Here is a 24,503-nt window from a genome sequence, read left to right on the forward strand (position 1 = left end):
AGAGTGAATACTGCATCGACAACGTGAAGTTCAACAACGTCGTCCATCGTGCCGTCGCAGCCTAACGCCATACATGCCTGAGCTCGCTGAGTCAGCGCCTTGAGGCCATCATGAGCTTGGGCACTATTGAAACTGTCGATGAGGCGTTGCACGCGCCCATTCGCGGGCCCAACGTATGTCGAGCATCCGCGACCATCGACATCTCGGAAATTGAAGTAGACGTAGGGCTTGCTCTTGATCTGCCGACGGTGGAAGGAACCGCGCAGGGTGGCGAATCTGGCGCTCTCAAGGCCATGGGCCATGTCGTAGAGCTCGGCGTAAGAAGTCTGCGCGCCAAGTGACAGATCAGCGGATAGCAAGCGCATGGTTACTACACAAATAGTAGATTTGTATAGTAACTGGGCGAACTATGAAGCGATCATTAGTTCAGCAGCCAGCTTCACGACCCTGAGACTTGGACGAGGATGGTCAAACGGCGCCGCTGTGCGGCGGCTGAACTTGTACTCCTGGCGACGCTCCCTTCATTTTTTGAGACTATGTTTCTGTCCCCCAATCGCGTTGGCAGAGCCTCTTTGAATGTTTGTTTAGGTTTTTAAGACTTTGTTCGGAAAGAACATTTGCAAGCCATGCTCCACTACCTCACCCTCCCCGTCACCGCCTTTCAGCAGAACTGCTCCCTGGTCTGGTGCGATGAAACCCGGCAGGCCGCTGTGATCGACCCGGGTGGCGATCTGGACCGTTTGCTGGCCGAAGTCGAGCGCCTGGGCCTGAAGCTGGAGCAGATCTGGCTGACCCATGCCCACATCGACCATGCCGGCGGCACCGGCGAGCTGGCCCGGCGACTGCAGCTGCCCATCGTCGGGCCGCATCCGGGCGATCAGTTCTGGATTGATGGCCTGCCCGAGCAAAGCCGCATGTTCGGCTTCCCGGTGGCCGAGGCCTTCACGCCCACGCGCTGGCTGGCCGACGGCGACACGGTGCAGATCGGGCGCCACACGCTGCAGGTGCGGCACTGCCCGGGGCACACGCCGGGCCATGTGGTGTTCTACTCGCCCGAAATCAAACGGGCCTTCGTGGGCGATGTGCTGTTTGCCGGCAGCATCGGGCGCACCGACTTTCCGCAGGGCAACCACCAGCAGTTGATAGACAGCATCACCCAGCGTCTGTGGCCCATGGGTGACGACACGGTGTTCATCCCCGGGCATGGGCCCGAGAGCACTTTCGGGCGCGAACGCCAGAGCAACCCCTACGTCGGGGGGACCTGAGAGCCCCGACCTGCCCCCAGGCAGGGGCCGGGATCAGCCCGCGCTGGGCAGGGTCAGCACAAAGCGGGCCCCACCGCCCTCGCGGTCTTCGCAGTGCACGGTGCCGCCGTGGCGCTCGGCAATCGACTTGACCAGCGCCAGCCCTAGGCCCACGCCGCCTTCGCGCTCGCTCGCGCCGGGCAGGCGGTAGAAGGGCTCGAAGATGCGCTCGCGCTGCTCGGGCGGTACGCCCGGGCCCCGGTCGCACACGGCCAGCAAAATCATCGGGCCTTGGCGTGACAGGTGCACCGAGATGTCGCCACGGCCGTAGCGGCGCGCGTTCTCGAGCAGGTTGCGCACGGCACGCCGCATCAGCCTGGACACCCCGTTGACCACCAGTTCACCGCTGTCCTCGGCGGCCTCCAGATCCGCATCCACGCGCGACGCCTCTTCCGCAGCCAGACCGATCAGGTCGACCTTCTCCAGCGTGCCCATGTCGGCCTCACTGGCGTCGAGCCGGCTGGCCAGCAGGATCTCGTCGATCAGTTGATCCAGCTCGCCGATGTTGCGCTTGATCTCGTCACGAAAAGCCGGCGACGCCTGTTCACCCAGCAACTCCACCCCCATGCGGATGCGCGCCAGCGGCGAACGCAGCTCGTGTGAGGCATTGGCCAGCAGCTTCTTGTGCGACTGCATCAGGGTTTCGATGCGCTCGGCGGCCAGGTTGAAGCGCCCCGCCAGGTAGGCCACTTCGTCATGCCCCTTGACTGGAACACGCACCGACAGGTCGCCGTCGCCCCAGCGTTCCACGCCGCGCTGCAATTGCTCCAAGCGCCGGGTCAGCTTGCGGATGATGGGGTAGGTGGCCAGGGCCACGGCCACCGCGGCCAGTCCCAGGGTCCAGAAAAAGCCGAAGGGCGGGCGGCTCCAGAAATTGCGCGGCGGGCGCGGCAGGTGCACATTGAGCACCTCGCCGTTGTGCATGGTGACCACGAACTCCGGGCCATGACGCACCGCTTCCAGTGGCGGACCGTCGCCGCGTGGAGGGCCTTCCCCATCGGCCGGCCCGGCGCCCGGGCCACCGGGCGGCGGCGGGCGCAGCCCGTCGGGCGAATGCGGGCCGGGTTCACCGGGCGGCGGCTCGCGCCCATCGGGGTGGGGGCCATGGCGGCGCAGCGCCCCCGCGCCCACCACCTCGCCAGCGGCATTGCGCACCACGGCCTCCAACAGCGGCGGCTCGGTCGTCACACGCCAGGCCCAGGCCACGCCCAGGGTAAGCAAGGCCATGGCCAGCAACACAGCCAGCCAGATGCGGACATACAAGCGCCGGGTCAGGCGCTGCAAAGGGGAGCCGGTGAAGGCACTGGGCGAAGCCGCCAGGGGTGGAGGTGTGGACAAGATCAGTCCTGTTGCTTGGCAAAGACGTAGCCGACACCCCGCACGGTGAGGATGCGCTTGGGCGACTTGGGATCGGCCTCGATGGCCAGGCGGATGCGCCCCATGTGCACGTCGATGGAGCGATCAAAGGCTTCCAGCTCGCGGCCGCGCACCGCTTCCATGATCTGGTCGCGGGTCAGCACCCGGCCGGCACGCTCGGCCAGCGTGATCAGCAGATCGAACTGGTAAGAGGTCAGCTCGCAGGATTCGCCCGCCACGGTGACGCTGCGCGCGTCGCGGTCGATCTCCAGCGAGCCGAAACGCATCACCTGCGAGGGTGCGCCAGGCTGGTCGCCCTTGCGGCGCAGGATGGCACGGATGCGCGCCAGCAGTTCGCGCGGCTCGAAAGGCTTGGGCAGGTAGTCGTCGGCGCCCAGCTCCAGCCCGATGATGCGGTCCATGGGGTCGCCCTTGGCCGTCAGCATCAGGATCGGGGTCTGGGCCTGCGGCCCTTGCAGCGAACGGATGCGGCGGCAGATCTCCAGGCCGTCCAGGTCGGGCAGCATCAGGTCCAGCACCACCAGGTCGGGGCTGCTGACCTGGCTTTGCAACTGCTCCAGACCGGCATGACCGGTGGCGGCATGGCTGACCGCAAAGCCGGACTGGCCCAGGTATTCGCCGACCATCTGGGCCAGGCGGGCATCGTCTTCAATCATCAGGAGCTGGGTGTTCATGCAAGGCTTCGGTGTAAAGTTTCTTGACAGATCATCAATTTTTCTTGTACGCGGCGATTGAAGTGACCGTAAAGAAAAGTAAACAGAACATCACAGGCAGCAGACACGGATTCAGCCCCGAGCCCCCTGGGGACTCTGGGGACTCTGGATCGGGATGCGCGACGCCAGCGCCACCAGCAGCAGCACCGGCACCCCCAGCAAGGCGGTGCTGGTGAAGAAAGAGCCATAGCCGAAGCTGTCGACATAGCGCCCCGAAAAGCCGGCCAGCCATTTGGGCAGCAGCAGCATGATCGAGCTGAACAGCGCGTACTGGGTGGCCGAGTAACTGATGTTGGTCAGCGAGGACAGGTAGGCGATGAAAGCGGCCGAAGCAATGCCCCCGGCCAGGTTGTCGGCCGACACCACGAAGACCAGGCCCGTCACGTCGTGCCCACGCGTGCCCAGCCAGGCAAACAGCAGGTTGCTGGCCGCACTGAGCACGGCCCCCAGCATCAACACCCGCATCACGCCCAGGCGCAGCGACAGGGCGCCACCGATGAAGGCCCCGGCCAGGGTCATCACCACGCCATAGACCTTGGTGACGGCCGCCACCTCGTCCTTGGTGAAACCCATGTCCACATAGAAGGGGTTGGCCATGATGCCCATCACCACATCGCTGATGCGGTAGATCGAGATCAGGCCCAGGATCAGCACGGCCTGCCAGCGGTAGCGGCGCAGAAAATCGGCGAACGGGTCGACCAGCGCACCGCGCAGCCACTCCAGGGCATTGCGCGCCGGCGGCAAGGCGGTGCGCACCGGCTCGGCCGACAGCAGCACGGTGATCAGGCCCACCGCCATCGAGGCGGCCATCACCAGGTAGGCACGCTGCCAGGCCAGGTGCTGGTAGGCGTCGGCACCCGGCGCCTCGGCCCGTGCCGCCACCCACAGCACGCCGGCACCGGCCCAGATCATGGCCAGCCGGTAACCGGTCTGGTAGGAGGCCGCCAGCACCGCCTGCTCATTGCTGGGGGCCGATTCGATGCGGAAGGCATCCAGTGCGATGTCCTGGGTGGCCGAGCCGAAGGCCACCACCAGGGCAAAGACGACCAGGGCATGCAGGTCCTGCTGCGGATCGGTCAGCGCCATGCCGGCCAGGCCGCCCATGACCGCCAACTGCGACAGCAACAGCCAGCCGCGGCGGCGCCCCAGCCAGTGCGTGAGGCCGGGCAAGGGCATGCGGTCCACCAGCGGCGCCCAGGCCCACTTGAAGGCATAGGCCAGGCCCACCCAGGACAGGTAGCCGATGGTGGTGCGATCGACCCCTGCCTCGCGCAGGCGAAAGCTCAGGGTGCCCAGCACCAGCAGCAGGGGCAGGCCGGCCGCAAAGCCCAGCGCCAGCATGCGCAAGCTGGCGGGCTCCAGGTAGACCTTCAGGGTCTCCAGCCATGACTTGCGGGGGGTGGGCTCGGGGCTGGCGCTGGCTTGGTTCATGCGGGAATAATAAGCGCTGGTCCACTGCACACATCCCTTGCCCATGCTTGCGCGCGCACTGCCTCGTCTCTCCCCTTGCCCGGCACGCCGGCACCGCCCTGCCCTGTTGTCCACCCTGGTCCTGGTCCTGGCACTGGCCCTGTCCGTGGGAATGGCCGCCCCCGCGCAGGCCCAGGGCGTGGGTGACTCCGTGGGCAAAAACTCGGCCTTCACCGGCCTGGTGTCGGCCAGCCAGGTCGAGCAGGCCGCCGTGCAGCAGTACGGCCAGATGCTGCGCGAGGCCCAGGCCAAGAACGCGCTGGGCAGCGACAACCACCCCCAGGTGCTGCGCCTGCGCAACATCGCGCGCCGCATCATCCCTTTCAGCTATGCCTGGAACCCGCGCGCGCGCGAGTGGCGCTGGGAGGTCAACCTGATCGGCTCGAAGCAGATCAACGCGTTTTGCATGCCCGGCGGCAAGATCGCCTTCTACACCGGCATCCTGGACCAGCTCAAGCTGACTGACGACGAGGTGGCCATGGTGATGGGCCACGAAATTGCCCACGCGCTGCGCGAGCACGCGCGCGAACGCATGGGCAAATCGGCGGCCACCAACATCGGGGTGAACGTGCTCAGCCAGGTGCTGGGCTTTGGCCAGGTGGGCCAGACCTTGACGCAGTACGGTGCCCAGTTGCTGACCCTGGAATTCAGCCGCGAGGACGAGTCCGAGGCCGATCTGGTGGGCATGGAGCTGGCGGCACGGGCCGGCTTCGACCCGCGCGCCGGCGTCACCCTGTGGGAGAAGATGGGCGCCGCCAGCAAGGGCGCGCCGCCGCAGTTCCTCTCCACCCACCCCTCGGGCAAGACCCGCATCGCCGACATCGAGCGCAACCTGCCCAAGGTCATGCCGCTGTACGAGGCCAGCCAAAAGCGCTGATCTGAGCTCAAGCCCCCTCGGGCAGCGCCTCGGCCAGGGCCCGCAAGGCCGCCGAAGGGTGGCCCCGCCGGGTCACCAGCCAGGTGGTCTGCTGCGCCCAGGGCTCGGGCAGGGCCTGCACCTGCAGGCCGCGCTGGTCCAGGCACCGCAGCACCGCGGCCGGTACCAGGCCCATGCCCATGCCGGCCGACACCGCCGCCACCAGGGCGTGGTAAGAGCCGATCTCGATGCCGGCACTCACCGACCGCCCCTGGGCCTGGGCCCAATCCAAGGCCACGTCGCGGTAAGCACAACCGGTGCTGAAGGTGACCAAGGAGGTGGACTGGTCCAAGGCCCCCCCGCTGGGCGCGATCAGCACCATGTCTTCGCGGTAGACCGGCTGCCACTGCAAGGCGGGCCGGTCGGCCGGGCCGGCCACCAGGGCGGCATCCACCTCGTGCTGCTCCAGGGCCTGCAACATGGCCCCGGTGGTGCCGGTGCGCACCGCCAGCCGCATGCCGGGCTGCTGCTCGCGCAGGCGCGCCAGCACGGGCGCCAGGCGCACGGCCGCCGTGCTCTCCATCGAACCGATGCGCAGCACCGCCCCCTGGCCGGTGCCGGCCAGCTCCTGGCGCAAGGCGCTCATGTCACGCACCAGGGCAGCGCTGCGTTCGTACAGGTGCCGCCCCTCGGGCGTGAGCTGCAGGCGTCGGCCCGTGCGCTCGAACAAGGCACAGCCCAAGTCACGCTCCAGCGCGCCCAGCCGCGCCGAAATGCTGGACTGCACCCGGTGCAGGCGGCTGGCGGCGGCGGTGACGCCGCCATGGTCGACGACGGCTCGGAAGGTCTGCAGATCGGCAAAGTCCATGGTTCGCTTAAATCGATGGTTTTGATCATTTTTATTCGTTGGACCCGATTTGTCACGCCACCGAGAATGCCCCCATGAACACCGCTGCCTCCACCCCCTTCCCGACGGATGCGTTGAGCACCCGTTTCAGCCAACGCTTCGGCCTGCGCCTGCCGGTGGCCCTGGCCCCCATGGCCCTGGCTTCGGGCGGCGGCCTGAGCGCGGCCTGCGCCCAGGTCGGTGCCCTGGGCCTGGTGGGTGGCGGCTACGGCGACCTGGACTGGACCCGGCGCGAATACACACTGGCCCTGCAATTGGGCGCCACGGCGCCCACCCGAGCGCGCATCGGTTGCGGTTTCATCACCTGGAAGCTCGATGAAGACGCCTCGGCCCTGGACTGGCTGCTGGACCAGGCCGACGAGGCCCTGCCCCGGGCCCTGATGCTGTCCTTTGGCGACCCGCGTCCCTATGCCGCACGCCTGCAGGCCCGCCGCATCCCCCTGATCTGCCAGGTGCAGCGGCTGGAGCAGGTGCCCCAGGCGCTGGAGGCCGGCGCCGAAGTCATCGTGGCACAGGGCGCCGAGGCCGGTGGCCACGGCATGAACTCGCTCAATGGGCGTGCCACCTTCACCCTGGTGCCTGAACTGGCCGACTGGCTGGCCGCGCATTCACCCGCCACCCTGCTGCTGGCCGCCGGCGGCGTGGCCGATGGCCGCGGCCTGGCCGCCGCCCTGGCGCTGGGGGCAGACGGTGCCCTGGTGGGCTCACGCCTGTGGGCCAGCGCCGAAAGCCTGGCCCCCGCCGGCGCCAAGGCCCAGGCGCAGACCAGCACGGGCGACGGCACGGCACGCTCCGAGGTGTTTGACATCCTGCGCCGCAAGAACTGGCCCGCGCCCTATGACTTTCGCGCCCTGCGCAACCCGCTGCACCGGCAGTGGGAATCACGCATCGAGGCGCTTCGTGCCGACCCGGCCGCGGCCCGGGCCACCTACGACCAAGGCGTGGCCGCAGGGGACTTCAATGCCGCCCACGCCACCGTGGGCGAGGCCGTGGGCCTGATCCACGACTGCCCGCCTGCCGCCGAACTGCTGCAGCGCATGGCCGAGCAGGCACTCAGGCTGCACAACATCTGAGCGTTGACCCGCCCGCGCAGGGCTGGACAGGGCAAAGAGCATCCGCGGCGAGCCTTTGAATTCAGCTGGCCTCAAACGAAGAAGTCAGGCCGGCGCCGGGCCGCCCCAAGGCGGGCTGCCACCCCCTTGGGGGGCTGAGCCCTGCGGCTCCAGGCCTGCCTGCGCAGGGCTGGACAGGGTGAAGAGCGTCCGCGTCTCGCGGCCGCACCAGGCAAAGACACGCAGTGAGGGAGCGTGGGGGCCCTATTCCACCCAAGGCTGATCGAAGGCCGAGCCCGCCATGTGCGGGCGCTGCGCATTCAAAGACTCGCCGGCCAGCACCTGCTCATAGCATTGCAGATAGCCCAGCGCCATGGCGCTGGCGCTGAAGCGCTCCAGCACATGGGCGTGGCAGGCGCGGCGGTCACCCTGCCAGGCGCGCACCGCATCGGCCAGCTCGCGAGCGCTGCTGCTGAGGCAGCCACCGCCCTCGGGCACCAGCTCGGGCAGCGCGCCATAGGGGGTGGCAAACACCGGGCAGCCAAAGTACAGGCTCTCGATCACCGCCAGGCCAAAGGGTTCGTGCCAGCGCACCGGCAGGATCAGCCCTTTTGACGCATTGAGCAGATCGAATTTCTGCTGACCACCCACCATGCCGAAAAAATGCACCCGTGGCGACCAGGTGAAGCGAAACCCGCGGCGCAGGTTCAACCGCGTGCCACCCAACACGTCCAGCTCCACCCCGGCCAGGGCGGCGACGCGGATGGCACCCTTGACGTTCTTGACGCGCCAGGCCGCCTTGCCCAGAAAGTGGTGGTGGCCGCGCGCCCGCTCGAAATCGACCGGGCCATAGGCCTGCCAATCCAGCCCGTTGTGCACAAAGCGCTGGCTGCCGTGGCGCTCGGCATGGTTGCGCGAGACAAACACCGTGTTGAGCGCCAGCGGATCAGGATCACGCCCGTTGCCATGCTCGGTCACCAGAAACGGCCGACCGATGTCCTCTTTCGGGTTGAACTGGAAATGCACCACGTCCACGTCGGCCGGCACCTGCTCGGCCCAGGACAGGCCTGGGCGGATGGGCAGCACCTGGGCAAAGTCGCAGTGCGAGCCCTCGGGCACCAGGTAGCTGACCCGGTGCCCCCTCTGCACCAGGGCACGGCCCAAGTCCCAGATCACGCGCTCGGTGCCGCCATAGGCAAACACCGGGATCGGCGCATGGTTGACCAGCAGCACATGCATGGCGGGCGTCCTCAGGCCAGGGCCGCGGGTGCGGCCTCGTTTTCAGGGGGCGCCTGCAGTGCGGCGTACAGCAGCAGGCTCACGAACAGGTAGAACATGGTGCCGCTGTTGTGCCCCAAAAAGGCCTGGGTCAGGCCAAAGCCCAGGTAGCACAAAGGCAGCATCAGGCCCGCCAGCTGCAGCGCGTGGCGTTCGGGCGGCAAACGGCAGCCGGCCCGCGGCCAGAACAGCCACAGCACCACGCCGTACAGCGCCAGCACCGAAGACAGGCCCAGCAGGCCGCGCTTGGCAAACACGTCCAGGAACTCGTTGTGGGCATGGCCGTACTTCAGCACCTCGGCCGGGGCCTGGCCGGCAGCGACCAGGCGCTTTTTCTCTTCCACATAGCCGGCCAGGGTCCACCCCAGCAAGGGCTTTTGCAGGCCCATGTTCCAGGCCAGGCGCCAGTGCGCCAGCCGCTGGCCCACCGAGTTCTCGGAGGTGCCCAATTCCTCGTACTGACGCGCCTCGCTGACAGCCTGCTCCAGGCGTTGCTTGAGCGTGGGCCCCATGGCCGTCACCAGCACGCCCAGGCACACAGCCAGCGCGGCCAGGGCACCCAACAGGCGCCGGCCTGGCACACGGCCCCGCAGCAGGCTCACCAGAGCCGGCAAGGCAAAGGCCAACGCCAGCCAACCTCCGCGCGACTGCGACAGCAGCGAAGCGGTCAGCCCCAGCCCCACGCCCAGGCTCAGTCCTGCCCGCCACAGCCCAGCCCGTGGTCCGGGTTGCCAGGTGACCGCCCCCACCAGGCACATCATGGCCATCAGCAGGCTCAGATTGCCGTACTGGATGGCATTGGTGAAGCCTTCGGCCCGCCACTCACCCTGCACCCCATATTGATAGAGCGCGACCGCGCCACTGAGGCTGGCCCCCACGGCCAGGCCGGCCCAGAGGGCGCGTGGTCGTGGCGGAAAGCGCAGCGCAAAAAACAGACAGGGCAAGGCCAGAAAGTATTTGAGGGGCTTGTCCAGGCTGCGCCAGCTGCCCTGACTGATGAGCGCATCGATCAACCAGTCGATGCCCACGAACAGCAACACCCCCACCAGCCAGCGGGCCCGCGGCCAATGCAGTGGCTGGCACCACCAGCGTGGTGCGGTGGCCAAGGCGGCCAGCAACAACAGGCCGGCCCCCCACGAATACCCGCTGGGCAGGCACAGCGACAGCGCCGGCAGCAAAAAGGCCGCCAGAGTGCAGACCTGCCGGGCCATCGCCTCGATCGGCGAAGGCCGACCGGGGTGGGGAGACGCCTGGTTCATGCTCAACGCCCCACCGATTGGCTCAGGCTGTCGCGGTCGTAATACAGCGCGGCATAGCGGAAGAAGCACTCCAGGGCGATGAAGAAACAAAACAGAAAGCCCGGCCCGCCCCCCATGAAGCCCAGGCGGAACACATACAGGCGCAAGAAGATGGCAAAGGCCGAGGCCATGCCACGCAACACCCCCCCGCGCTTGCCGGCGGCGGCCCGCTTGGCGGCGCCCAGCATCGAATACTGGGTGAGTTTTTCCAGGCTGCCGCGCACCGTCTCGCGCGAGTAATGCAACAGCTTGGCCTTGAAGGCGTGGCGCGGCAGGGGCTGGCCGCCATCGCGCAGCACGGCGTGCTCGTGCACCACCCCGTCAAAGCGTTCGATCATGTCGCGCCGGAACATGCGGTCCAGGCGCGACTGCGACAGAAAGTGCTTGAGCTCGCGGCCGTAGGCCACCACGCTCCACTCGATCTGCCACACCGCGCGCTCATTGGAGCGCACCGCGGCTTCGATCTCGGCCTGCAGCGCGGGCGTGACCACTTCGTCAGCGTCCAGGTAGAACAGGTAATCGCCCGTGGCATGCGCCAGCAGCCGGGTGCGCTGCACGGCAAAGCCCTGCCAGTCGGGGTACAGGTGCACCTCGGCGCCCAGGCGCCGGGCGATGGCCACGGTGTCGTCGGTGCTGCCGCTGTCCACCACCACCACCTGGTCGGCAAAGGCAGCGCTGCGCAGGCAGTTCTCGATGCGGTGCGCCTCGTTCTTGGTCAGTACGCCGATGGTCAGGGTCGGCCGATCGGCACGCACAGCAGGGGAAGATTGCGACATGGTGGGTTCAAGAAAAGTGGGAACGGCCTCAGGCCTGCGGCGGCAATTGCCACACGCCGCGCAGGCGGCCCCAGGCGCGCGCCAGGTGCTTGGGCGACAGCAGCAAGGCGCGGGCCAGCACGTTCAAGGCCGCCGACGCCATCAGGCGCCGATGCGCCCGGCGCCCCGCCACCGCCCCCAGGTGCTTGGCCATGAAGCGGATCTTGGACTGCGCATGGTGGTAGCCGCGCCAGTACTCCGAGCGCCAGGGCCGCGGCCCGCGCACCGAGCCACGCGACAGGTGGGTGACGCGGATGTCGGGCAGCACCAGGATCTGGCCCTGGCGCTGGAACACGCGCAGGCACAGGTCCTCGTCCTCGTAGTACAGGAAAAATCGGGGGTCGAAAAAACCCACCGGGGCCATGGCCGCCATGTTCAGCAGCATCACGGCGGCACAGGCATAGCCCACGGCCAGCGGGCCTTCGGCGGCACCGGTGCGGGGCTTCCAGGCGTGGCGCGGCCAGCTGTAGTTGACCTGCAGGCGGCCGTCGCTGTCGGTCAGCTGCGGCACCAGCACGCTGGCCTCGGGCCATTGCCGTGCGGCACGCACCAGTGCGCCAATCGCCTCGGGGGTGAGCACGCAGTCGGGGTTCAGCAGCAGCGCATAGGGCGTGGCCACCTGGGCCAGGCCGGCGTTGTTGGCCACGCCATAGCCCTTGTTGGCCTCCAGCCGCAGCAGGCGCGCCGCCGGCAGGCAGCGCGCCACCTGGGTGGGCGTGTCGTCCTGGCTGGCGTTGTCCACCACGATGACGTGCGGCAGGCGTGCCAGTGCCTGCCCCAGCACCGGCAGGCAGTGGCCACTGTTGTAGGTCACCACCAGCACGGTGACCTGGGCCAGCAGGTCATCGAGCAGCAGCTCGGTTTCCGGGGCGCTCATGCCAGACGATGGGGTGTGGGGCCCGCGGGCCGCCAGGGCATCAGTGGTGATGCGACACCACTTCGCCCGCCTTCAGGCGGTACACCGTGCCGCAATACGGGCACTTGGCCTCACCGGTGCGGGCCACGTCCAGATAGACCTTCGGATGGCTGTTCCACAGCTTCATGTCGGCCTTGGGGTTGGGGCAGAACACGCCCCCCTGGGCGTTGAGGTCCTTGGCCAGCAATTCAACAGCAGCGCTACTCATGGGGTCCCTTGTTTGGAATATGGAAATGCAATGACGCTCAGACCGGGCTCAGCCAGTGGGCGTATTGGGGGTTGCGGCCGTTCACGATGTCGAAGAACGCCGACTGGATTTTTTCAGTGATGGGCCCGCGCGAGCCGATGCCGATCTCGATGCGGTCCAGTTCGCGGATCGGGGTGACCTCGGCGGCTGTGCCGGTGAAGAAGGCTTCGTCGGCAATGTAGACCTCGTCGCGGGTGATGCGCTTTTGCACGATCTCCAGGCCCAGGTCCTTGGCAATGTGGAACACGGTGTTGCGGGTGATGCCGTTCAGGGCACCAGCCGACAGGTCGGGGGTGTAGATCACGCCGTTCTTCACGATGAAGATGTTCTCGCCCGCACCTTCGGACACAAAACCCGAGGAATCCAGCAACAGGGCTTCGTCGTAGCCGTCGTCGGTGGCTTCCATGTTGGCCAGAATCGAGTTGCTGTAGTTGCTCACCGCCTTGGCCTGCGTCATGGTGATGTTGACGTGGTGGCGGGTGTAGCTGGAGGTCTTGACGCGGATGCCGCGCTTCAGGCCCTCTTCGCCCAGGTAAGCACCCCAGGCCCAGGCGGCCACCATCAGGTGGATGGTGTTGCCTTTGGGGCTGACGCCCAGCTTTTGCGAGCCAATCCAGGTCAATGGGCGCAGATAGCAGCTTTCAAGCTTGTTTTCACGCACCACAGCTTTCTGGGCTTCGTTGACTTCTTCCTTGCTGAAGGGCAGCTTCATGCGCAGGATCTTGGCGCTGTTGAACAGGCGCTCGGTGTGGTCTTCCAGGCGGAAGATGGCCGTGCCGTTGACCGTGTTGTAGGCGCGCACCCCCTCGAAGGCGCCACAGCCGTAGTGCAGGGTGTGGGTCAGGACGTGGATCTTGGCGTCGCGCCAGTCCACCATCTGACCATCCATCCAGATCTTGCCGTCGCGGTCGGCCATTGAAGGGGCGAGTGTGCTCATGCGCTGGTGTCCTTGGGTGTTTGCCGTGCTGATGCGAAAACCCCGCCACGGCACACCGCCGGGCAGGTCAAAACCCGATTTTAAGGGGCCGGCGCGGCATCGGAATCGTCGTCCTCACTCACAGGGGGGCGGTACAGCGTCCATTTCACCAGCCGGCCATTGAGGAATTCGGCCGTCACATGGGATTTGGAGCCATCGGTCCAGCGGAAAACCTCGGGCTGCTCATCCTTGGCCGAGAGCTGCTCGCCCAGGGCCCGCGTCAGTGCCAGCACGTGCAGCATGGGCACGCCAGGGCGCAGCTTGGCGTTGAGCATCACCGCGCTGCCCACATAGCCGATGGGATTGTTGTTGGCCCGCTTGAGCACCTGCATGAGGCGGGTGTAGTGCATCAGCACCCACATCACCACGCCCCCCAGGGCCACCGCCACGCCCCCCAGGCCATAGGCCCGGTACGACATCGCCACCAGCAGGATGCCGCCCACGGGCACCAGGATTTTCTTGAAATTCATGCGCGCATTGTCCTATGAGCGTGGGCCCCGGGGCCTTGTGGCTTGTGCGTAGCGCCAGCCTGGGCGGCGCTGGGCGGGCTCCGGCAGGCTCGGGCTCACTCGAACTCGCGGCGGATCAGGTCGATGGCCTCGTCCACCCGCTCGACCGCGTGCACGGTCAGGCCCTCGATGGGCTTCTTGGGCGCATTGGCCCGCGGCACCACCGCCACGCTGAAGCCCAGCTTGGCGGCCTCTTTGAGCCGCTCCTGGCCGCGCGGCGCGGGGCGGACCTCACCGGCCAGGCCCACTTCGCCAAAGGCCAGAAAGCCCTTGGGCAAGGCCTTGCCGCGCAAGGACGAGGTGATGGCCAGCAGCACCGCCAGGTCGGCCGCCGGCTCGCTGATGCGCACCCCGCCCACGGCGTTGACGAACACGTCCTGGTCCATGCAGGCCACGCCGGCATGGCGGTGCAGCACGGCCAGCAGCATGGCCAGGCGGTCGCGCTCCAGGCCCACGCTGAGGCGACGCGGGCTGGGGCCGCCGCCGTCGACCAGGGCCTGGATCTCGACCAGCAGCGGGCGCGTGCCCTCCAGCGTGACCAGCACACAGCTGCCGGGCACCGGCTGGCTGTGCTGAGACAAAAAGATCGCGCTGGGGTTGCTCACCCCCTTGAGGCCGCGCTCGGTCATGGCAAACACGCCGATCTCGTTGACCGCGCCAAAGCGGTTCTTGATGGCCCGCACCAGGCGGTGGGTGGAATGGGTGTCGCCCTCGAAATACAGCACCGTGTCGACCATGTGCTCGAGCACGCGCGGGCCGGCCAGCGCGCCCTCTTTGGTGACGTGGCCGATCAGCACGATGGCGATGCCTGTGCCCTTGGCCAGGCGCGTCAGGTGGGCTGAACACTCGCGCACCTGCGCCACCGAGCCCGGCGCCGAGCTGAGCTGGTCGCTGTAAATGGTCTGGATCGAGTCGATCACCGCCACCGCCGGCTGGCGCGCCTCGACCGTGGCCAGGATTTTTTCGAGCTGGATCTCGGCCATCACCTTGACCTGGCTGTTGTCCAGGCCCAGGCGGCGCGAGCGCAGCGCCACCTGGGCGCCGCTTTCCTCACCGGTCACGTACAGGGTCTCCAGCCCGCTGCGCTGCAGCGCATCGAGCGCCTGCAGCAACAGGGTCGACTTGCCAATGCCCGGGTCGCCCCCGATCAGCACCACCCCGCCCTCCACGATGCCGCCCCCCAGCACCCGGTCCAGCTCCTCCAGCCCGCTGGGCGTGCGCGCCACCTCGGTGGCCTCGATGGCCGACAGCGGCGTGACCGCCTGCGCCAAGCCCGCATAGCCCGAGTAGGACGGCGTGCTCAGCCGGTTCTTGCTGGCCGCGCCCGAGCCCTCGGCCACCGACTCGACCAGGGTGTTCCAGGCATTGCACTGCGGGCACTTGCCCAACCACTTGGCACTGGTGCCGCCGCATTCGGTGCAGGTATAGACGGTTTTTTCTCGGGACATGGGGAGGGGGCTTGGAGAACAGGCGGCCACTATATCGGCTGGCGCAGGGCCTGTGCGGGTCAGTGGCCCGGATGGAACTGCCCCCAGTCAGGCCTGCAGCCCCGTCATAGCGCCGCGGCGAAGGTGGGGCCGAAAGAGGCCGGGGCCGCAGCCTGCGCAGAAAAGCCCACACAGGCCAGCGCCACGTGGCGCGGCACCGGCCTGGCGCCACTGCGGTAATAGGCCAGCATGCGGCGCGACAGGCCCAGCGCCTGCGCCGCCTGGTCCAGGGTCAGATGGTGACGCTCCATCCATTCGATGATGAACTCATGCGAGGCCTCACCCGCCTGCTCGATCGCCCGGGCCCGCAGGTTGTCTGCCGCCAGCTCGAGCGCATCGTCCGGGCCCCAGATCACGCTACCCCCCCAATCCCCGAGGCCGGCCGTGGCAAACACCGCCGGATCCTGCAAGGCGGCCAGGCTGGGATAACGACGGATCACCGGGCTCAGATCCAAGGTCAGGATCTGACCGTCGGCATAGTGCAATTGCAGGCCATGAGGGGGGATGACCTGCACCGACTGCAAGGTGAAGTGCGGATGACTCATGGATTCAGCTCCTTCCAGCGCGTCAGCAAGAGGGGTCGATGTTCAGCCGCCCATTTCAGAGCATCAGACAGCTCGCGCTGCCCCAGATGCCCCGAAAAGACAGCCAAGGTCGAGATCACCACCAACGCTTCGCGCCCATCACGAGCGCGAACATGAAAATGAGGGGGGGGGGTGGTCGGCGGCATACATCGTCACGTTGCCATTGGCTAGACGGAGCAGTGTAGGCATGACATTGAAAGAGTGCAATGAATGCACCCTATCCGCCCCTAGACCTGCACCGTGATGCATCCATCGCCTGAACAGACCGGTGGTCCAAAGCAGAACGTCGAAGCCGTCATCGAGCAGCCGCTCCGCAACGGGCATCTGTCACTCCCTGAATGGACAGGGGCCACTGACGAACGTCTTCATGCGTTCAACAACGCCAGGGCGTGTCAACACTGATCTCATCGGCGCGAAGCCTGCTGGCCAAGCGCCAATCAAGGCGCGTGTCGCGGCCTAGCGCCAAGGATTCAAACACAATCAAGGCCATGCCCCGCTCCACCCTCACCCCCCTGCTGCGGCGCCTGCTGCTCTTCATCCTGGTGCTGCCAGTGCTGGCCTGGTTCATCGTGAAGCCGGTGCGCGTGGCGCTGCCGGGGCTCAACGACGTGAGCTGTGTGGCACAGATCTGCGTGGACGACGCAGCCCGCCTAGGTCAAGCCCAGCAGCTGGAGCGCGAGGCCCGTGATTTCATCGCGCAGCGCTTTGGGGTGCAACTGGCGCAGCCCCGGCTGGTGTTCTGCTCTCAAGCCACCTGTGCCGAGCAGTTCGGCCTGGGGGCTCGGTCTGCCGTGACGGTGGGGACCCTAGGCACGGTGATCGGGCCCAAGGCCTGGCAATCCCACTATGTGCGCCACGAGCTGATCCACCAGCTGCAGGCCGAGCAGTTGGGATCAGTGCTGCTGTTGCTCAAGCCCACGTGGCTGATCGAAGGCATGGCCTACGCCCTGAGCGACGACCCCCGCCCCCAACTGGCCGAGCCCTGGCAGGCGCACCGGGCGCGGTTTCTGGACTGGTATGGGCAGGAGGTACCTGCGGCGTTGTGGGAGCGTGCGCGGCAGACGTGGGTCATGGCGCGTTAGGATGACAATTCACCTGCAATGTCCCCGTCGAGGGGGCTTGCCTGCGTCATCAAACCCACAACAGTTCGATGACGAAATTCAAGGCAAATGCTGACTTGTGTGCCAAGGGATGAGTAAATCAATGCCAGATCACGCTCCCATCGTTCAGATTGTTGAAGTGCTAGGCTCCAGCGAACAAGGGCAGGCACGCCCTTATCTGTGCCGAGGGGCAGACGATCATCTTTATTACGTCAAAGGGCAACAAACCAACAGGGCAAGTCTTTGGCGTGAGTGGATTTGCGGGCACCTTGCACAGGCTTTCGGGCTGCCGATTCCGCCATTCAGGCTTGTGCAGGTTGACGAATGCTTGCATCAGGAATTGCCACGTGAGCTAAAAGATATTGGGCATTTGCCCGCATTCGGCTCTCGCAAGCACGCCAACGCTGGGTGGCTGGAATGGGGTGTCGCAGATCGTGTGCCAGAGTCGGCACAACGGGATATCCTGGTCTTCGACTGGTGGATCAGAAACACCGACCGAGTCAAAGGCAACTCGAACCTGCTGTGGGATGCAATGCAGGAGGGGGTTGTGGTGATCGACCATAACAACGCGCTCGATCCCACATTTGATTCAAATAGCTTTTTGGAAAGCCATCTCTTCTCTAGACAATGGAAGCCGCTCACCGGCGATTTGGTCACTATGGCTCAGTATCAACAAAGGCTATGCGAAGCACTACCTGCCGCCACACAAGCCACCCAACAGGCCCCGGAAGAGTGGATGTGGGAAAATTCTTAGTTCGACATTCCGGCCAAGTTTGACCTGAAAGGTGCCTTGGCTGTACTTTCACGATGTGCTGCAGATTCTGAACTTTGGAGGACGGTATGAAGCCAGTTGCGTGCCGCTACGCCGTGGTTCAGTTCACGCCATACAGCGAAACAGGTGAGTTCGCGAACGTGGGGGTGGTGCTCATATGCCCCAGTACCCAATACTTCGGGTTTCAGCTGCAGACCCGTCGATACAAGCGGATCACGGGGTTTTTCGAGGAGTTGCCCAAGGATGTGTACCTGCGCGCCATGCAACTCATCAAGGCAGAGTTGGAGCGCATTGCCGGTGTGGTGGCAGCGGCACCAGAATCTGGCCGGGTGGAATACCTTCGCCATGTGTTTGACGGCCTGATCCACCCACGCGAAGCGATCGTGCGCTTCAGCACGACCAAAGTGGTGCTGACCGACAACCCAGCGGCTGAACTGACCCGTCAATTTGACCACTACGTCGATCGCGCATTTGCCTCGCAAGAGTATGTCGAGCAAGCCATTGAAAAGCGCATTCGCCAGCTGCTCAGCGGGCTTGAGCTGCCGCGCCCTTTCCGGGCAGAGAAAGTGGGCAACCAGGATGTGTACGTGCGATTTCCCCTGGTCCAGCGGCAGGGCACGCAGATCTCCAAGATCATCAAGCCCTTCAATCTAAATCAAAGAGAGCCGATGGGCATCTATGACCACGGAGGGACTTGGGTTCAACGGGTTCGGTTGCTGCGCAAGCACAGCCTTTTGCCGCCAAACGTCTTGTTTGCGGTGTCGACCCCCCCGGAATCTGATGGCAAGCGCCACGCTGCATTCAGCGAGATTCAACGTGATCTGCAGGCCGAAAGCGTGATTTTGGTAGACGAACAGGCCAGCCACCGCATTGAAGAGTTCGCACTGGCTTGAACGGAGGCCCGCGTGATCGTTGTGCGGCCCATTGCATGCTCCTGGCGATGAGCAGCCGCTGCAGCGGCCCCTTGCCAACATAAGGCCCATCGGCAGTATTCGTGATTCGTGAATATTGCATTGCTGGTCAATTTGCCCCATTCGCTGGCGGGCATGCCCCTAAACAGCCAGCACGAGAATGAGTCAACGGCTTCTATCACCCTGATGCCCACACAGAGAGGCAATAGAACACGCCTCCCGCCCATTGAGCCCGATGTTCTGCCGCCCAAGCACCACGTCAGAACCGGGCTCACCGATCAAGACCGGACATTGACCCGGGCAAGCAGCGCCCAACTGAAGCTAGATGGCCTTCCTCCACAAGGACCGTCATGCCCCTAGGCATGGTCCCCTATCTCGAACTTTGGAGGACAGTATGAAACCAGTTGCGTGTCGCTACGCCCTGACCCGGCTCAGGCTCTGCGGCCAATCATTTGCAAAGACGGCCTTTGTGCGCCTCTGCCGTCAGGCAGGCATGCACGTGAACGAGCAAGATCGCCTGCATCTGCCGGCCGAGCGTGCGGCTGTGCACAGGATGCCGGCCAAAACACCTTTGACGGCAAGACTGACGCGGATGAGCGACGAGGCCCGACTGCGCAGTCGGTAGAAGCCCAACCCGCCGAGGTCGACCCCATCCACCGCAGCCTGGCCCGCCTGGGCGCAGACCAACCGCAAGAGCGCATGGAGCTGTTGCGTGGCGAGTTCGTGGACGTGCTGCCCGTCAGCCGCAGCTTTGAATTCCGGCTTGCCAACGCTCAGGAGATCATCCGGAGCAGGATGTCTTCACACTTGCACGATGTGGATGAGCTCAACAAGCACCTGAACCAGGCCGTCCAGATTCAGGTCACCCTGGCCACGGGCGGCCGCGCTACCTGCTGACCGAGATGCCCCCGTGGCAAGCTGTGGGCGATGCTTGATGGCCCAACAGCTTATCTGGCCCGCCCGCCCCAAGCCTCCAAGGCCTCCAAAAACCCCGCCACCTGCCCCTCCTCCGTGGCCCACGAGGTGACCAGCCGGATCACCGAATGCTGCGGCTCGGCCGCAGGGCCCCAGGTGTGGAACGAGAAGCGCTCTTGCAGCCGGGCGATGAGCGCATCGGGCAGGATGGGAAAGACCTGGTTGGTCTCGACCCGGGCCGAGAGGGCGTAGCCCTGGGCGACGATACCGGCGGCCAGTCGGGCGGCCAGGGCGTTGGCTCGGCGGGCCAGCGCGGTGTAGAGGTCGATCTCGCCTTCACCCTCGGCTTGATCGAACAGCACCTTGAACTGGGTGCCCAGCAGCCGGCCCTTGGCCAACAGGCCGCCGCGCTGCTTGATGTGGATGGCGAAGTCGGGCTTCAGCGCGGGGTGGCAGACCACGATGGCCTCGCCCAGCAGGGCGCCGGCCTTGGTGCCGCCGATCCAGAACAGATCAGCCAGGGCGGCGATGTCGGCCAGGGTGACATCGCTGTGGGGCGAGGCCAGGGCGGCGCCCAGGCGCGCGCCGTCGACGAAAAGAATGAGGCCGCGCTGCCGGGCCAGGGCCGAGAGGGCTTGCAGCTCGGCCAGGGTGTAGACGGTGCCGATCTCGGTGGCGTTGGACAGGTACAGCAGCCGGGGCCGGGCCATGTGGGGGAAGTGGGCGTTGGCGGCCAGCGCGCTCTCGATGTGGGCGGGGGTGAGCTTGCCGTCCACCGCGGGCACGGTGATCAGCTTGTGCCCGGTGGCCTCGATGGCACCGGCCTCGCGCCCCACGATGTGGCCCGATTGGGCGGTGATGACGGCCTCGTGCGGGCGCAGGCAGGCCGCGATCGAAACCAGGTTGGCCAGGGTGCCGCTGGCCACAAAGTGGATGTCGCCCTCAAAGCCGGGGCCCAGGCGGGCCTGGATGCGGGCGATGGCCTCGGCGGTGAAGGTGTCGGTGCCGTAGGGGGCTTGCTGTACGAGGTTGGATTCGACCAGGGCGCGCAGGATCTCGGGGTGGGCGCCTTCGCTGTAGTCGTCCAGAAAGCTATAGGGGGTCGGCATGGGCTGTGGGGGTGATGCGAGGATGGATCGGAGGGTTCAGGCAGCCACCCGGTTGCGCCCTGCCGCCTTGGCCAGGTACAGGGCCTGGTCGGCACGGGTGAGCACGGTGTCCCACTCGGTGTCGGTGGGCAGCACGGTGGCGATGCCGATCGAAACGCTGCAGGCCGGGGTGTTGTCGGGCCCCGGGGGCAGAGCCTCGACGCGGGCGCGCAAGCGTTCGGCCAGGGCGTGGGCCGAGGCCGGGTCGCTGGCGGGCAGCAGGGCCAGAAACTCTTCGCCGCCATAGCGGCCCAGGTGGTCGGTGGCGCGCAGCGCCTGCTGCACCTCATCGGCCACGCGGCGCAGGGTGCGGTCGCCGGCCTGGTGGCCCAAGGTGTCGTTGATGCGTTTGAAGTGGTCGAGGTCGAGCAGCAGCAGGGCATAGGGTTGGCCCAGGCGCCGAAAACGATCGTGCTCCTGCCCCACCAACTCCAGGATGGCGCGGCGGTTGAACAGATGGGTCAGCTCGTCGTGGCGGGCCAGGTGCTCGAACTCCTGCCGCACCCGTTCGCTGGCCATGAGCTGGGCGCCGACCAGCACCATCAGGATGGTGAAACTGAAGGTGGCCACGAACACGGTGTGGATGGGTGAGCCGGGGTCGAAGCGCTGGGTGGTGGGCAAATCCACCCAGTAGGTGGACAGACCCCGGGCCAACAGCACCAGGGTCTGCCAGGCCATGGCGATCATCATCACCCGCGAGGCAAAGCCGCGACCGTGGCGGTACAAGGTGCGGGTGTGGGCCGCGCAGATCAGGGCCATGACCAGGCCGAAGATCAGCATGCGGGGCCGGTAGTCGGGCCAGAGGTCAAAAAACACCCACAGACCGAACAGGCACAAGCCACACAGCGCCACCCAGGGGCCCCAGCGCCAGGACAGGCCGAAGAAATCGCGTGTGCCCGCCAACAGGCACACGGTGCAAGCCAGCAGCAGGCCATTGCCGGCCAGGCCGACCAGGGTGGCGGGCAGCACGCCCAGCAAGCCATAGAACACGGTCGAGCCCAGGGCCAGCAAGGCCGCCACAGCCCACAGCCGCAGGCCATGGATGCGCGACGGAAAGTTGCGCTGCATGCCCATCAGCACCAGGCCCAGCACCGCGCACTGCAAGGCGGCCAGCAGGTTGAAACTGCGCATGTCGAGGGCAAGCATGAGGCGGGTGCGGTGTCAGGCGGCCGAGACCGCCCTGAAAAACAAAAAGAAGACGAGCGCCCAGTGTAGTGATGGCGCTCTCCGGGCGTCGTGCGGGGCCATCAGCCCTGGGGGGGGGTGCGTGGCGCGGGCGGCTCAGCGCCCCGCCGGGGCGGCTGGGACCGCCGCACTGAACCCCTCCAGCGCCTCGTCCAGGCAGGCCCAGGCAGGGGCACTGGCAGTCCAGATGTTGGCGGTGGGCTGGATGCGCGAGGGCTCGTCCAGGGTGCCAATGCGCACCACCGTCAGGCCGGGACGGCCGCTGGAGTCTGAGAACAACTGGGTGCCGCAGTGGGTGCAGAAACGGCGCGTGACGGTGTTGCCACTGTCGGCCGGCTTGTCAAACCGGCCAGGGCTGCCGCTGATCTCCATGGCGTCGCTGGCAAACATCACGTTGGCGGTGCCATTGGAGGCAATGCGCTGGCAGTCGCGGCACCAGCAGATGCGGGCGGCGCCGGGTTCAGCCGCGATGCGAAAACGGATTTGGCCGCACAGGCAGCCGCCGAGGTAGGGGGCAGAAGACACGCTCATGAGACAGGGCTCCTCGTTGTTCCGGGCTGAGGGTGGAATGGACTGGCGGCGGCAGCAGGCGCTGGGCGCCGCGGCATGCACTGTCGCACAAGTTGCCCGCCAGGCTCGGCCGCATCGGGCAACGCAGCCGTGAGTCCAGGGGTTTTCACCAGGGGCTCTTCATCCATCAAACATTTAACATGTTAAATAAATGAGCCCCCCACCCCTGCCCCCCGTCCCGCCCACGATCCAGCCGTTTGCCCACCGCAACCTGCCGCGCCTGTTGCTGCAGGCGCGCGAGGCGGTGATGGCGCACACCCGGCCCAACCTGCGCCAGCATGGACTGTCGGACCAGCAATGGCGGGTGCTGCGGGTGCTGGGCGAGCATGGCGTGGTCGAGACGGGGCGGGTGGCGCGAGAGGCCTTCATCCTCGGGCCCAGCCTGACCGGGGTGTTGACGCGCATGGAGCGCGACGGCCTGATCCAGCGCCAGCGTGACCCCGACGACGCCCGCCGCACCGCGGTGCAGGCCACCGACAAGGGCCTTCGCCTGGTGGAGACGCTGTCTTTCACCATCGAGGCCCACTACCAGTGGATGGAACAGACCCTGGGCAAAGACAAGCTGCTGCAGCTCTACCAGCTGCTCGACACCCTGATCGAACTGGAGCAACCATGAGCCCCGCCCCCTGGCAACCCGCAGGCACCGTCTATGGCGCGCTGCTGAACTTCCGCCGCGAATACGAGCAGTGGCAGCCCCGCATGCACGAGGCTCCCTACAAGGCCCCGCCGCAAGCCCCGGTGCTGTACGTGAAGACCGCCAACACCTGGAACCCCGACGGCGGCCAGGTGGCCCTGCCCCCTGGGTTGGCCGGCGTGGAGGCCGGCGCCACGATCGGCCTGGTGATGGGCGAGCAGGGCCCGGTGGCCTTTGCGCTGCTCAATGACTTCAGCCTGCCCCATGCCAGCTACTTTCGCCCGCCGGTCAAGTTCCGCTGCCGCGACGGCTTTCTGGGCACGCCCGGGCAGACCGTACCGCTCACCGCCCTCGCCGATCTGGCTGCGCTGCAGTTGCAAGTCCATGTGAACGGCGCCCTGCGCCAGACGGTGGCGCTGTCGCAGCTGATGCGCCCGGCCGCCACCCTGCTGGCCGAGGTCAACGCGTTCATGACGCTGCGCCCCGGCGATGTGCTGATGCTGGGCTGCGATGTCGGCCCCGACGGCCACCGCCCCCTGCTTCAGCCGGGTGACACCGTCACGCTCACCGCCCCGGGCCTGGCGCCCCTGACCCACCACATCCGCACCGAGGCCCTGGCATGAAGCACACCCGCATCCTGCTCAACAACGCCCCCGAGCGCGGCCCGCTGCACGCAGTGGAAGACGAGGGCGCGCTGCGCCTGGACGAGGGGCAGCGCGTGCCCTTCGAGGCCGTTCAATGGCTGCCGCCGCTGGCACCGGTGTCGCGGACGCGCAGCATCTTTGCGCTGGGGCTCAACTACGCCGACCACGCCAAAGAGCTGGCGTTCAAGCCGCCCGAAGAGCCCCTGGCCTTCATCAAGGGCGAGGCCAGCCTGATCGGCCACCGGCAGCACACCGTGCGCCCGGCAGGCGTCAAGTTCATGCACTACGAATGCGAACTGGCGGTGGTGATCGGCCGCACGGCACGCCACGTGAAGCGCGCCGACGCCTACGACTACGTGCAGGGCTACACCGTGGCCAACGATTACGCGATCCGCGACTACCTGGAGAACTGGTATCGCCCCAACCTGCGCGTGAAGAACCGCGACACCTGCACCCCGCTGGGCCCCTGGCTGGTGGACGCGGCCGACATCCACGCCCGCCCCGGTGGCCCCATGAACCTGGCCTTGCAGACCACGGTGGACGGCCAGATCACCCAGCGCGGCAACACCCGCGACATGGTGTTCGACGTGCCCTATCTGATCGAGTACTTCAGCGCCTTCATGACGCTCTCGCCCGGCGACCTGATCCTGACGGGCACCCCCGATGGGGTGGTCGACTGCCCCCCAGGCGCCGAGATCGTGACCACCATCGAAGCCATCGGCGAACTCCACAACTTCATTCGACAAGGTTGAGCCCCATGCAACAGATCCAGCACCTGATCAACGGCCAGAGCGTCGCCGGCCGCGACTACTTCGAAACCATCAACCCCGCCACT

The 24,503-nt window shown here is 66.6% G+C and carries 27 protein-coding genes and 1 pseudogene; 10 read left to right on the plus strand and 18 right to left on the minus strand.

The window, feature by feature from the left end:
* Positions 1–365: pseudogene (locus AC07VS_RS28465) on the minus strand (hypothetical protein); the annotation flags it as partial.
* Positions 366–626: 261 nt separating this feature from the next.
* On the opposite strand from AC07VS_RS28465, the gene AC07VS_RS28470 reads away from it, so the two are divergent.
* Positions 627–1,265, plus strand: a complete 639-nt coding sequence (locus AC07VS_RS28470) for an MBL fold metallo-hydrolase (protein ID WP_492350095.1) — start codon at positions 627–629, stop codon at positions 1,263–1,265.
* 33 nt (positions 1,266–1,298) lie between these two features.
* Here AC07VS_RS28470 and AC07VS_RS28475 read toward each other — a convergent pair whose 3' ends face one another.
* The 3 genes from AC07VS_RS28475 to AC07VS_RS28485 all read right to left on the minus strand — a co-directional run bounded on the left by AC07VS_RS28475 (position 1,299) and on the right by AC07VS_RS28485 (position 4,825).
* On the minus strand, positions 1,299–2,531 hold the full coding sequence (locus tag AC07VS_RS28475) for a HAMP domain-containing sensor histidine kinase (RefSeq protein WP_494752666.1): 1,233 nt from the start codon (positions 2,529–2,531) through the stop codon (positions 1,299–1,301).
* A gap of 113 nt (positions 2,532–2,644) precedes the next feature.
* The gene (locus AC07VS_RS28480; protein WP_494752651.1) at positions 2,645–3,355 is read right to left on the minus strand and encodes a response regulator; all 711 of its coding nucleotides are present in this window, start codon (positions 3,353–3,355) and stop codon (positions 2,645–2,647) included.
* A 111-nt stretch (positions 3,356–3,466) separates the two neighbouring features.
* Positions 3,467–4,825: an AmpG family muropeptide MFS transporter gene (locus tag AC07VS_RS28485; protein ID WP_494752652.1), complete on the minus strand. Its 1,359-nt coding sequence runs from the start codon at positions 4,823–4,825 to the stop codon at positions 3,467–3,469.
* 43 nt (positions 4,826–4,868) lie between these two features.
* Between AC07VS_RS28485 and AC07VS_RS28490 the strand changes: the two genes are divergently transcribed.
* Positions 4,869–5,741 carry a M48 family metallopeptidase gene (locus AC07VS_RS28490; protein WP_494752653.1) on the plus strand — a complete coding sequence of 291 codons (873 nt, stop codon included), beginning with the start codon at positions 4,869–4,871 and terminating at the stop codon, positions 5,739–5,741.
* Positions 5,742–5,748: 7 nt separating this feature from the next.
* Here AC07VS_RS28490 and AC07VS_RS28495 read toward each other — a convergent pair whose 3' ends face one another.
* On the minus strand, positions 5,749–6,588 hold the full coding sequence (locus tag AC07VS_RS28495) for a LysR family transcriptional regulator (protein ID WP_494752654.1): 840 nt from the start codon (positions 6,586–6,588) through the stop codon (positions 5,749–5,751).
* A 74-nt stretch (positions 6,589–6,662) separates the two neighbouring features.
* Between AC07VS_RS28495 and AC07VS_RS28500 the strand changes: the two genes are divergently transcribed.
* A complete protein-coding gene (locus AC07VS_RS28500; RefSeq protein WP_494752655.1) occupies positions 6,663–7,700 on the plus strand; it encodes an NAD(P)H-dependent flavin oxidoreductase in 1,038 nt (345 codons plus the stop codon).
* Positions 7,701–7,943: 243 nt separating this feature from the next.
* On the opposite strand, the gene AC07VS_RS28505 is transcribed toward AC07VS_RS28500, so the two are convergent.
* From AC07VS_RS28505 to AC07VS_RS28550, 10 genes are all read right to left on the minus strand, one after another.
* The gene (locus AC07VS_RS28505; RefSeq protein WP_494752656.1) at positions 7,944–8,918 is read right to left on the minus strand and encodes a glycosyltransferase; all 975 of its coding nucleotides are present in this window, start codon (positions 8,916–8,918) and stop codon (positions 7,944–7,946) included.
* Between the two features lie 11 nt (positions 8,919–8,929).
* Positions 8,930–10,216: an O-antigen ligase family protein gene (locus AC07VS_RS28510; protein ID WP_494658470.1), complete on the minus strand. Its 1,287-nt coding sequence runs from the start codon at positions 10,214–10,216 to the stop codon at positions 8,930–8,932.
* A gap of 2 nt (positions 10,217–10,218) precedes the next feature.
* The gene (locus AC07VS_RS28515; protein WP_494752657.1) at positions 10,219–11,031 is read right to left on the minus strand and encodes a glycosyltransferase family 2 protein; all 813 of its coding nucleotides are present in this window, start codon (positions 11,029–11,031) and stop codon (positions 10,219–10,221) included.
* A 28-nt stretch (positions 11,032–11,059) separates the two neighbouring features.
* Positions 11,060–11,947, minus strand: coding sequence for a glycosyltransferase family 2 protein (locus tag AC07VS_RS28520; protein ID WP_492350104.1), 888 nt, complete (start codon positions 11,945–11,947; stop codon positions 11,060–11,062).
* Between the two features lie 40 nt (positions 11,948–11,987).
* Positions 11,988–12,194, minus strand: coding sequence for a zinc-finger domain-containing protein (locus AC07VS_RS28525; protein ID WP_492350105.1), 207 nt, complete (start codon positions 12,192–12,194; stop codon positions 11,988–11,990).
* Between the two features lie 37 nt (positions 12,195–12,231).
* The gene (locus AC07VS_RS28530) at positions 12,232–13,170 is read right to left on the minus strand and encodes a branched-chain amino acid transaminase (RefSeq protein WP_492350106.1); all 939 of its coding nucleotides are present in this window, start codon (positions 13,168–13,170) and stop codon (positions 12,232–12,234) included.
* Positions 13,171–13,250: 80 nt separating this feature from the next.
* Positions 13,251–13,679 (minus strand): glycerate kinase, encoded by a 429-nt coding sequence (locus AC07VS_RS28535; protein ID WP_492350107.1) that lies wholly within the window; start codon positions 13,677–13,679, stop codon positions 13,251–13,253.
* Between the two features lie 95 nt (positions 13,680–13,774).
* A complete protein-coding gene (gene radA, locus AC07VS_RS28540; RefSeq protein WP_492350108.1) occupies positions 13,775–15,166 on the minus strand; it encodes a DNA repair protein RadA in 1,392 nt (463 codons plus the stop codon).
* A 104-nt stretch (positions 15,167–15,270) separates the two neighbouring features.
* A complete protein-coding gene (locus AC07VS_RS28545; protein WP_492350109.1) occupies positions 15,271–15,750 on the minus strand; it encodes a DUF2442 domain-containing protein in 480 nt (159 codons plus the stop codon).
* On the minus strand, positions 15,747–15,935 hold the full coding sequence (locus AC07VS_RS28550; protein WP_494752658.1) for a DUF4160 domain-containing protein: 189 nt from the start codon (positions 15,933–15,935) through the stop codon (positions 15,747–15,749). The genes AC07VS_RS28545 and AC07VS_RS28550 overlap by 4 nt, the downstream gene beginning before the upstream one ends.
* Before the next feature lie 342 nt (positions 15,936–16,277).
* Between AC07VS_RS28550 and AC07VS_RS28555 the strand changes: the two genes are divergently transcribed.
* The 4 genes from AC07VS_RS28555 (at position 16,278) to AC07VS_RS28570 (ending at position 19,469) form a co-directional block, all read left to right on the plus strand.
* Positions 16,278–16,871 (plus strand): hypothetical protein, encoded by a 594-nt coding sequence (locus tag AC07VS_RS28555; RefSeq protein ID WP_494752659.1) that lies wholly within the window; start codon positions 16,278–16,280, stop codon positions 16,869–16,871.
* A 121-nt stretch (positions 16,872–16,992) separates the two neighbouring features.
* Positions 16,993–17,643: a HipA family kinase gene (locus tag AC07VS_RS28560; protein ID WP_494752660.1), complete on the plus strand. Its 651-nt coding sequence runs from the start codon at positions 16,993–16,995 to the stop codon at positions 17,641–17,643.
* Positions 17,644–17,729: 86 nt separating this feature from the next.
* Positions 17,730–18,554, plus strand: coding sequence for a DUF3037 domain-containing protein (locus tag AC07VS_RS28565; protein ID WP_494752661.1), 825 nt, complete (start codon positions 17,730–17,732; stop codon positions 18,552–18,554).
* A gap of 717 nt (positions 18,555–19,271) precedes the next feature.
* A complete protein-coding gene (locus AC07VS_RS28570) occupies positions 19,272–19,469 on the plus strand; it encodes a hypothetical protein (protein WP_494658466.1) in 198 nt (65 codons plus the stop codon).
* A gap of 50 nt (positions 19,470–19,519) precedes the next feature.
* On the opposite strand, the gene AC07VS_RS28575 is transcribed toward AC07VS_RS28570, so the two are convergent.
* The 3 genes from AC07VS_RS28575 to AC07VS_RS28585 all read right to left on the minus strand — a co-directional run bounded on the left by AC07VS_RS28575 (position 19,520) and on the right by AC07VS_RS28585 (position 22,351).
* A complete protein-coding gene (locus tag AC07VS_RS28575; protein ID WP_494752662.1) occupies positions 19,520–20,596 on the minus strand; it encodes a threonine aldolase family protein in 1,077 nt (358 codons plus the stop codon).
* 36 nt (positions 20,597–20,632) lie between these two features.
* Entirely contained in the window at positions 20,633–21,781 is a 1,149-nt protein-coding gene (locus tag AC07VS_RS28580; RefSeq protein ID WP_494658464.1) for a GGDEF domain-containing protein, read from the minus strand.
* Positions 21,782–21,916: 135 nt separating this feature from the next.
* On the minus strand, positions 21,917–22,351 hold the full coding sequence (locus AC07VS_RS28585) for a GFA family protein (RefSeq protein ID WP_494752663.1): 435 nt from the start codon (positions 22,349–22,351) through the stop codon (positions 21,917–21,919).
* Positions 22,352–22,541: 190 nt separating this feature from the next.
* Here AC07VS_RS28585 and hpaR point away from each other — a divergent pair, with 190 nt between their 5' ends.
* From hpaR to AC07VS_RS28600, 3 genes are read left to right on the plus strand one after another with little or no spacing between them, the layout of a single operon-like run.
* Entirely contained in the window at positions 22,542–23,006 is a 465-nt protein-coding gene (hpaR, locus tag AC07VS_RS28590; protein ID WP_494658462.1) for a homoprotocatechuate degradation operon regulator HpaR, read from the plus strand.
* On the plus strand, positions 23,003–23,647 hold the full coding sequence (locus tag AC07VS_RS28595; RefSeq protein WP_494752664.1) for a fumarylacetoacetate hydrolase family protein: 645 nt from the start codon (positions 23,003–23,005) through the stop codon (positions 23,645–23,647). The genes hpaR and AC07VS_RS28595 overlap by 4 nt, the downstream gene beginning before the upstream one ends.
* Positions 23,644–24,420, plus strand: coding sequence for a fumarylacetoacetate hydrolase family protein (locus tag AC07VS_RS28600; protein WP_494752665.1), 777 nt, complete (start codon positions 23,644–23,646; stop codon positions 24,418–24,420). The genes AC07VS_RS28595 and AC07VS_RS28600 overlap by 4 nt, the downstream gene beginning before the upstream one ends.
* Positions 24,421–24,503 lie beyond the last annotated feature (83 nt).

The organism is Curvibacter sp. GW821-FHT01G03, from assembly GCF_059422285.1.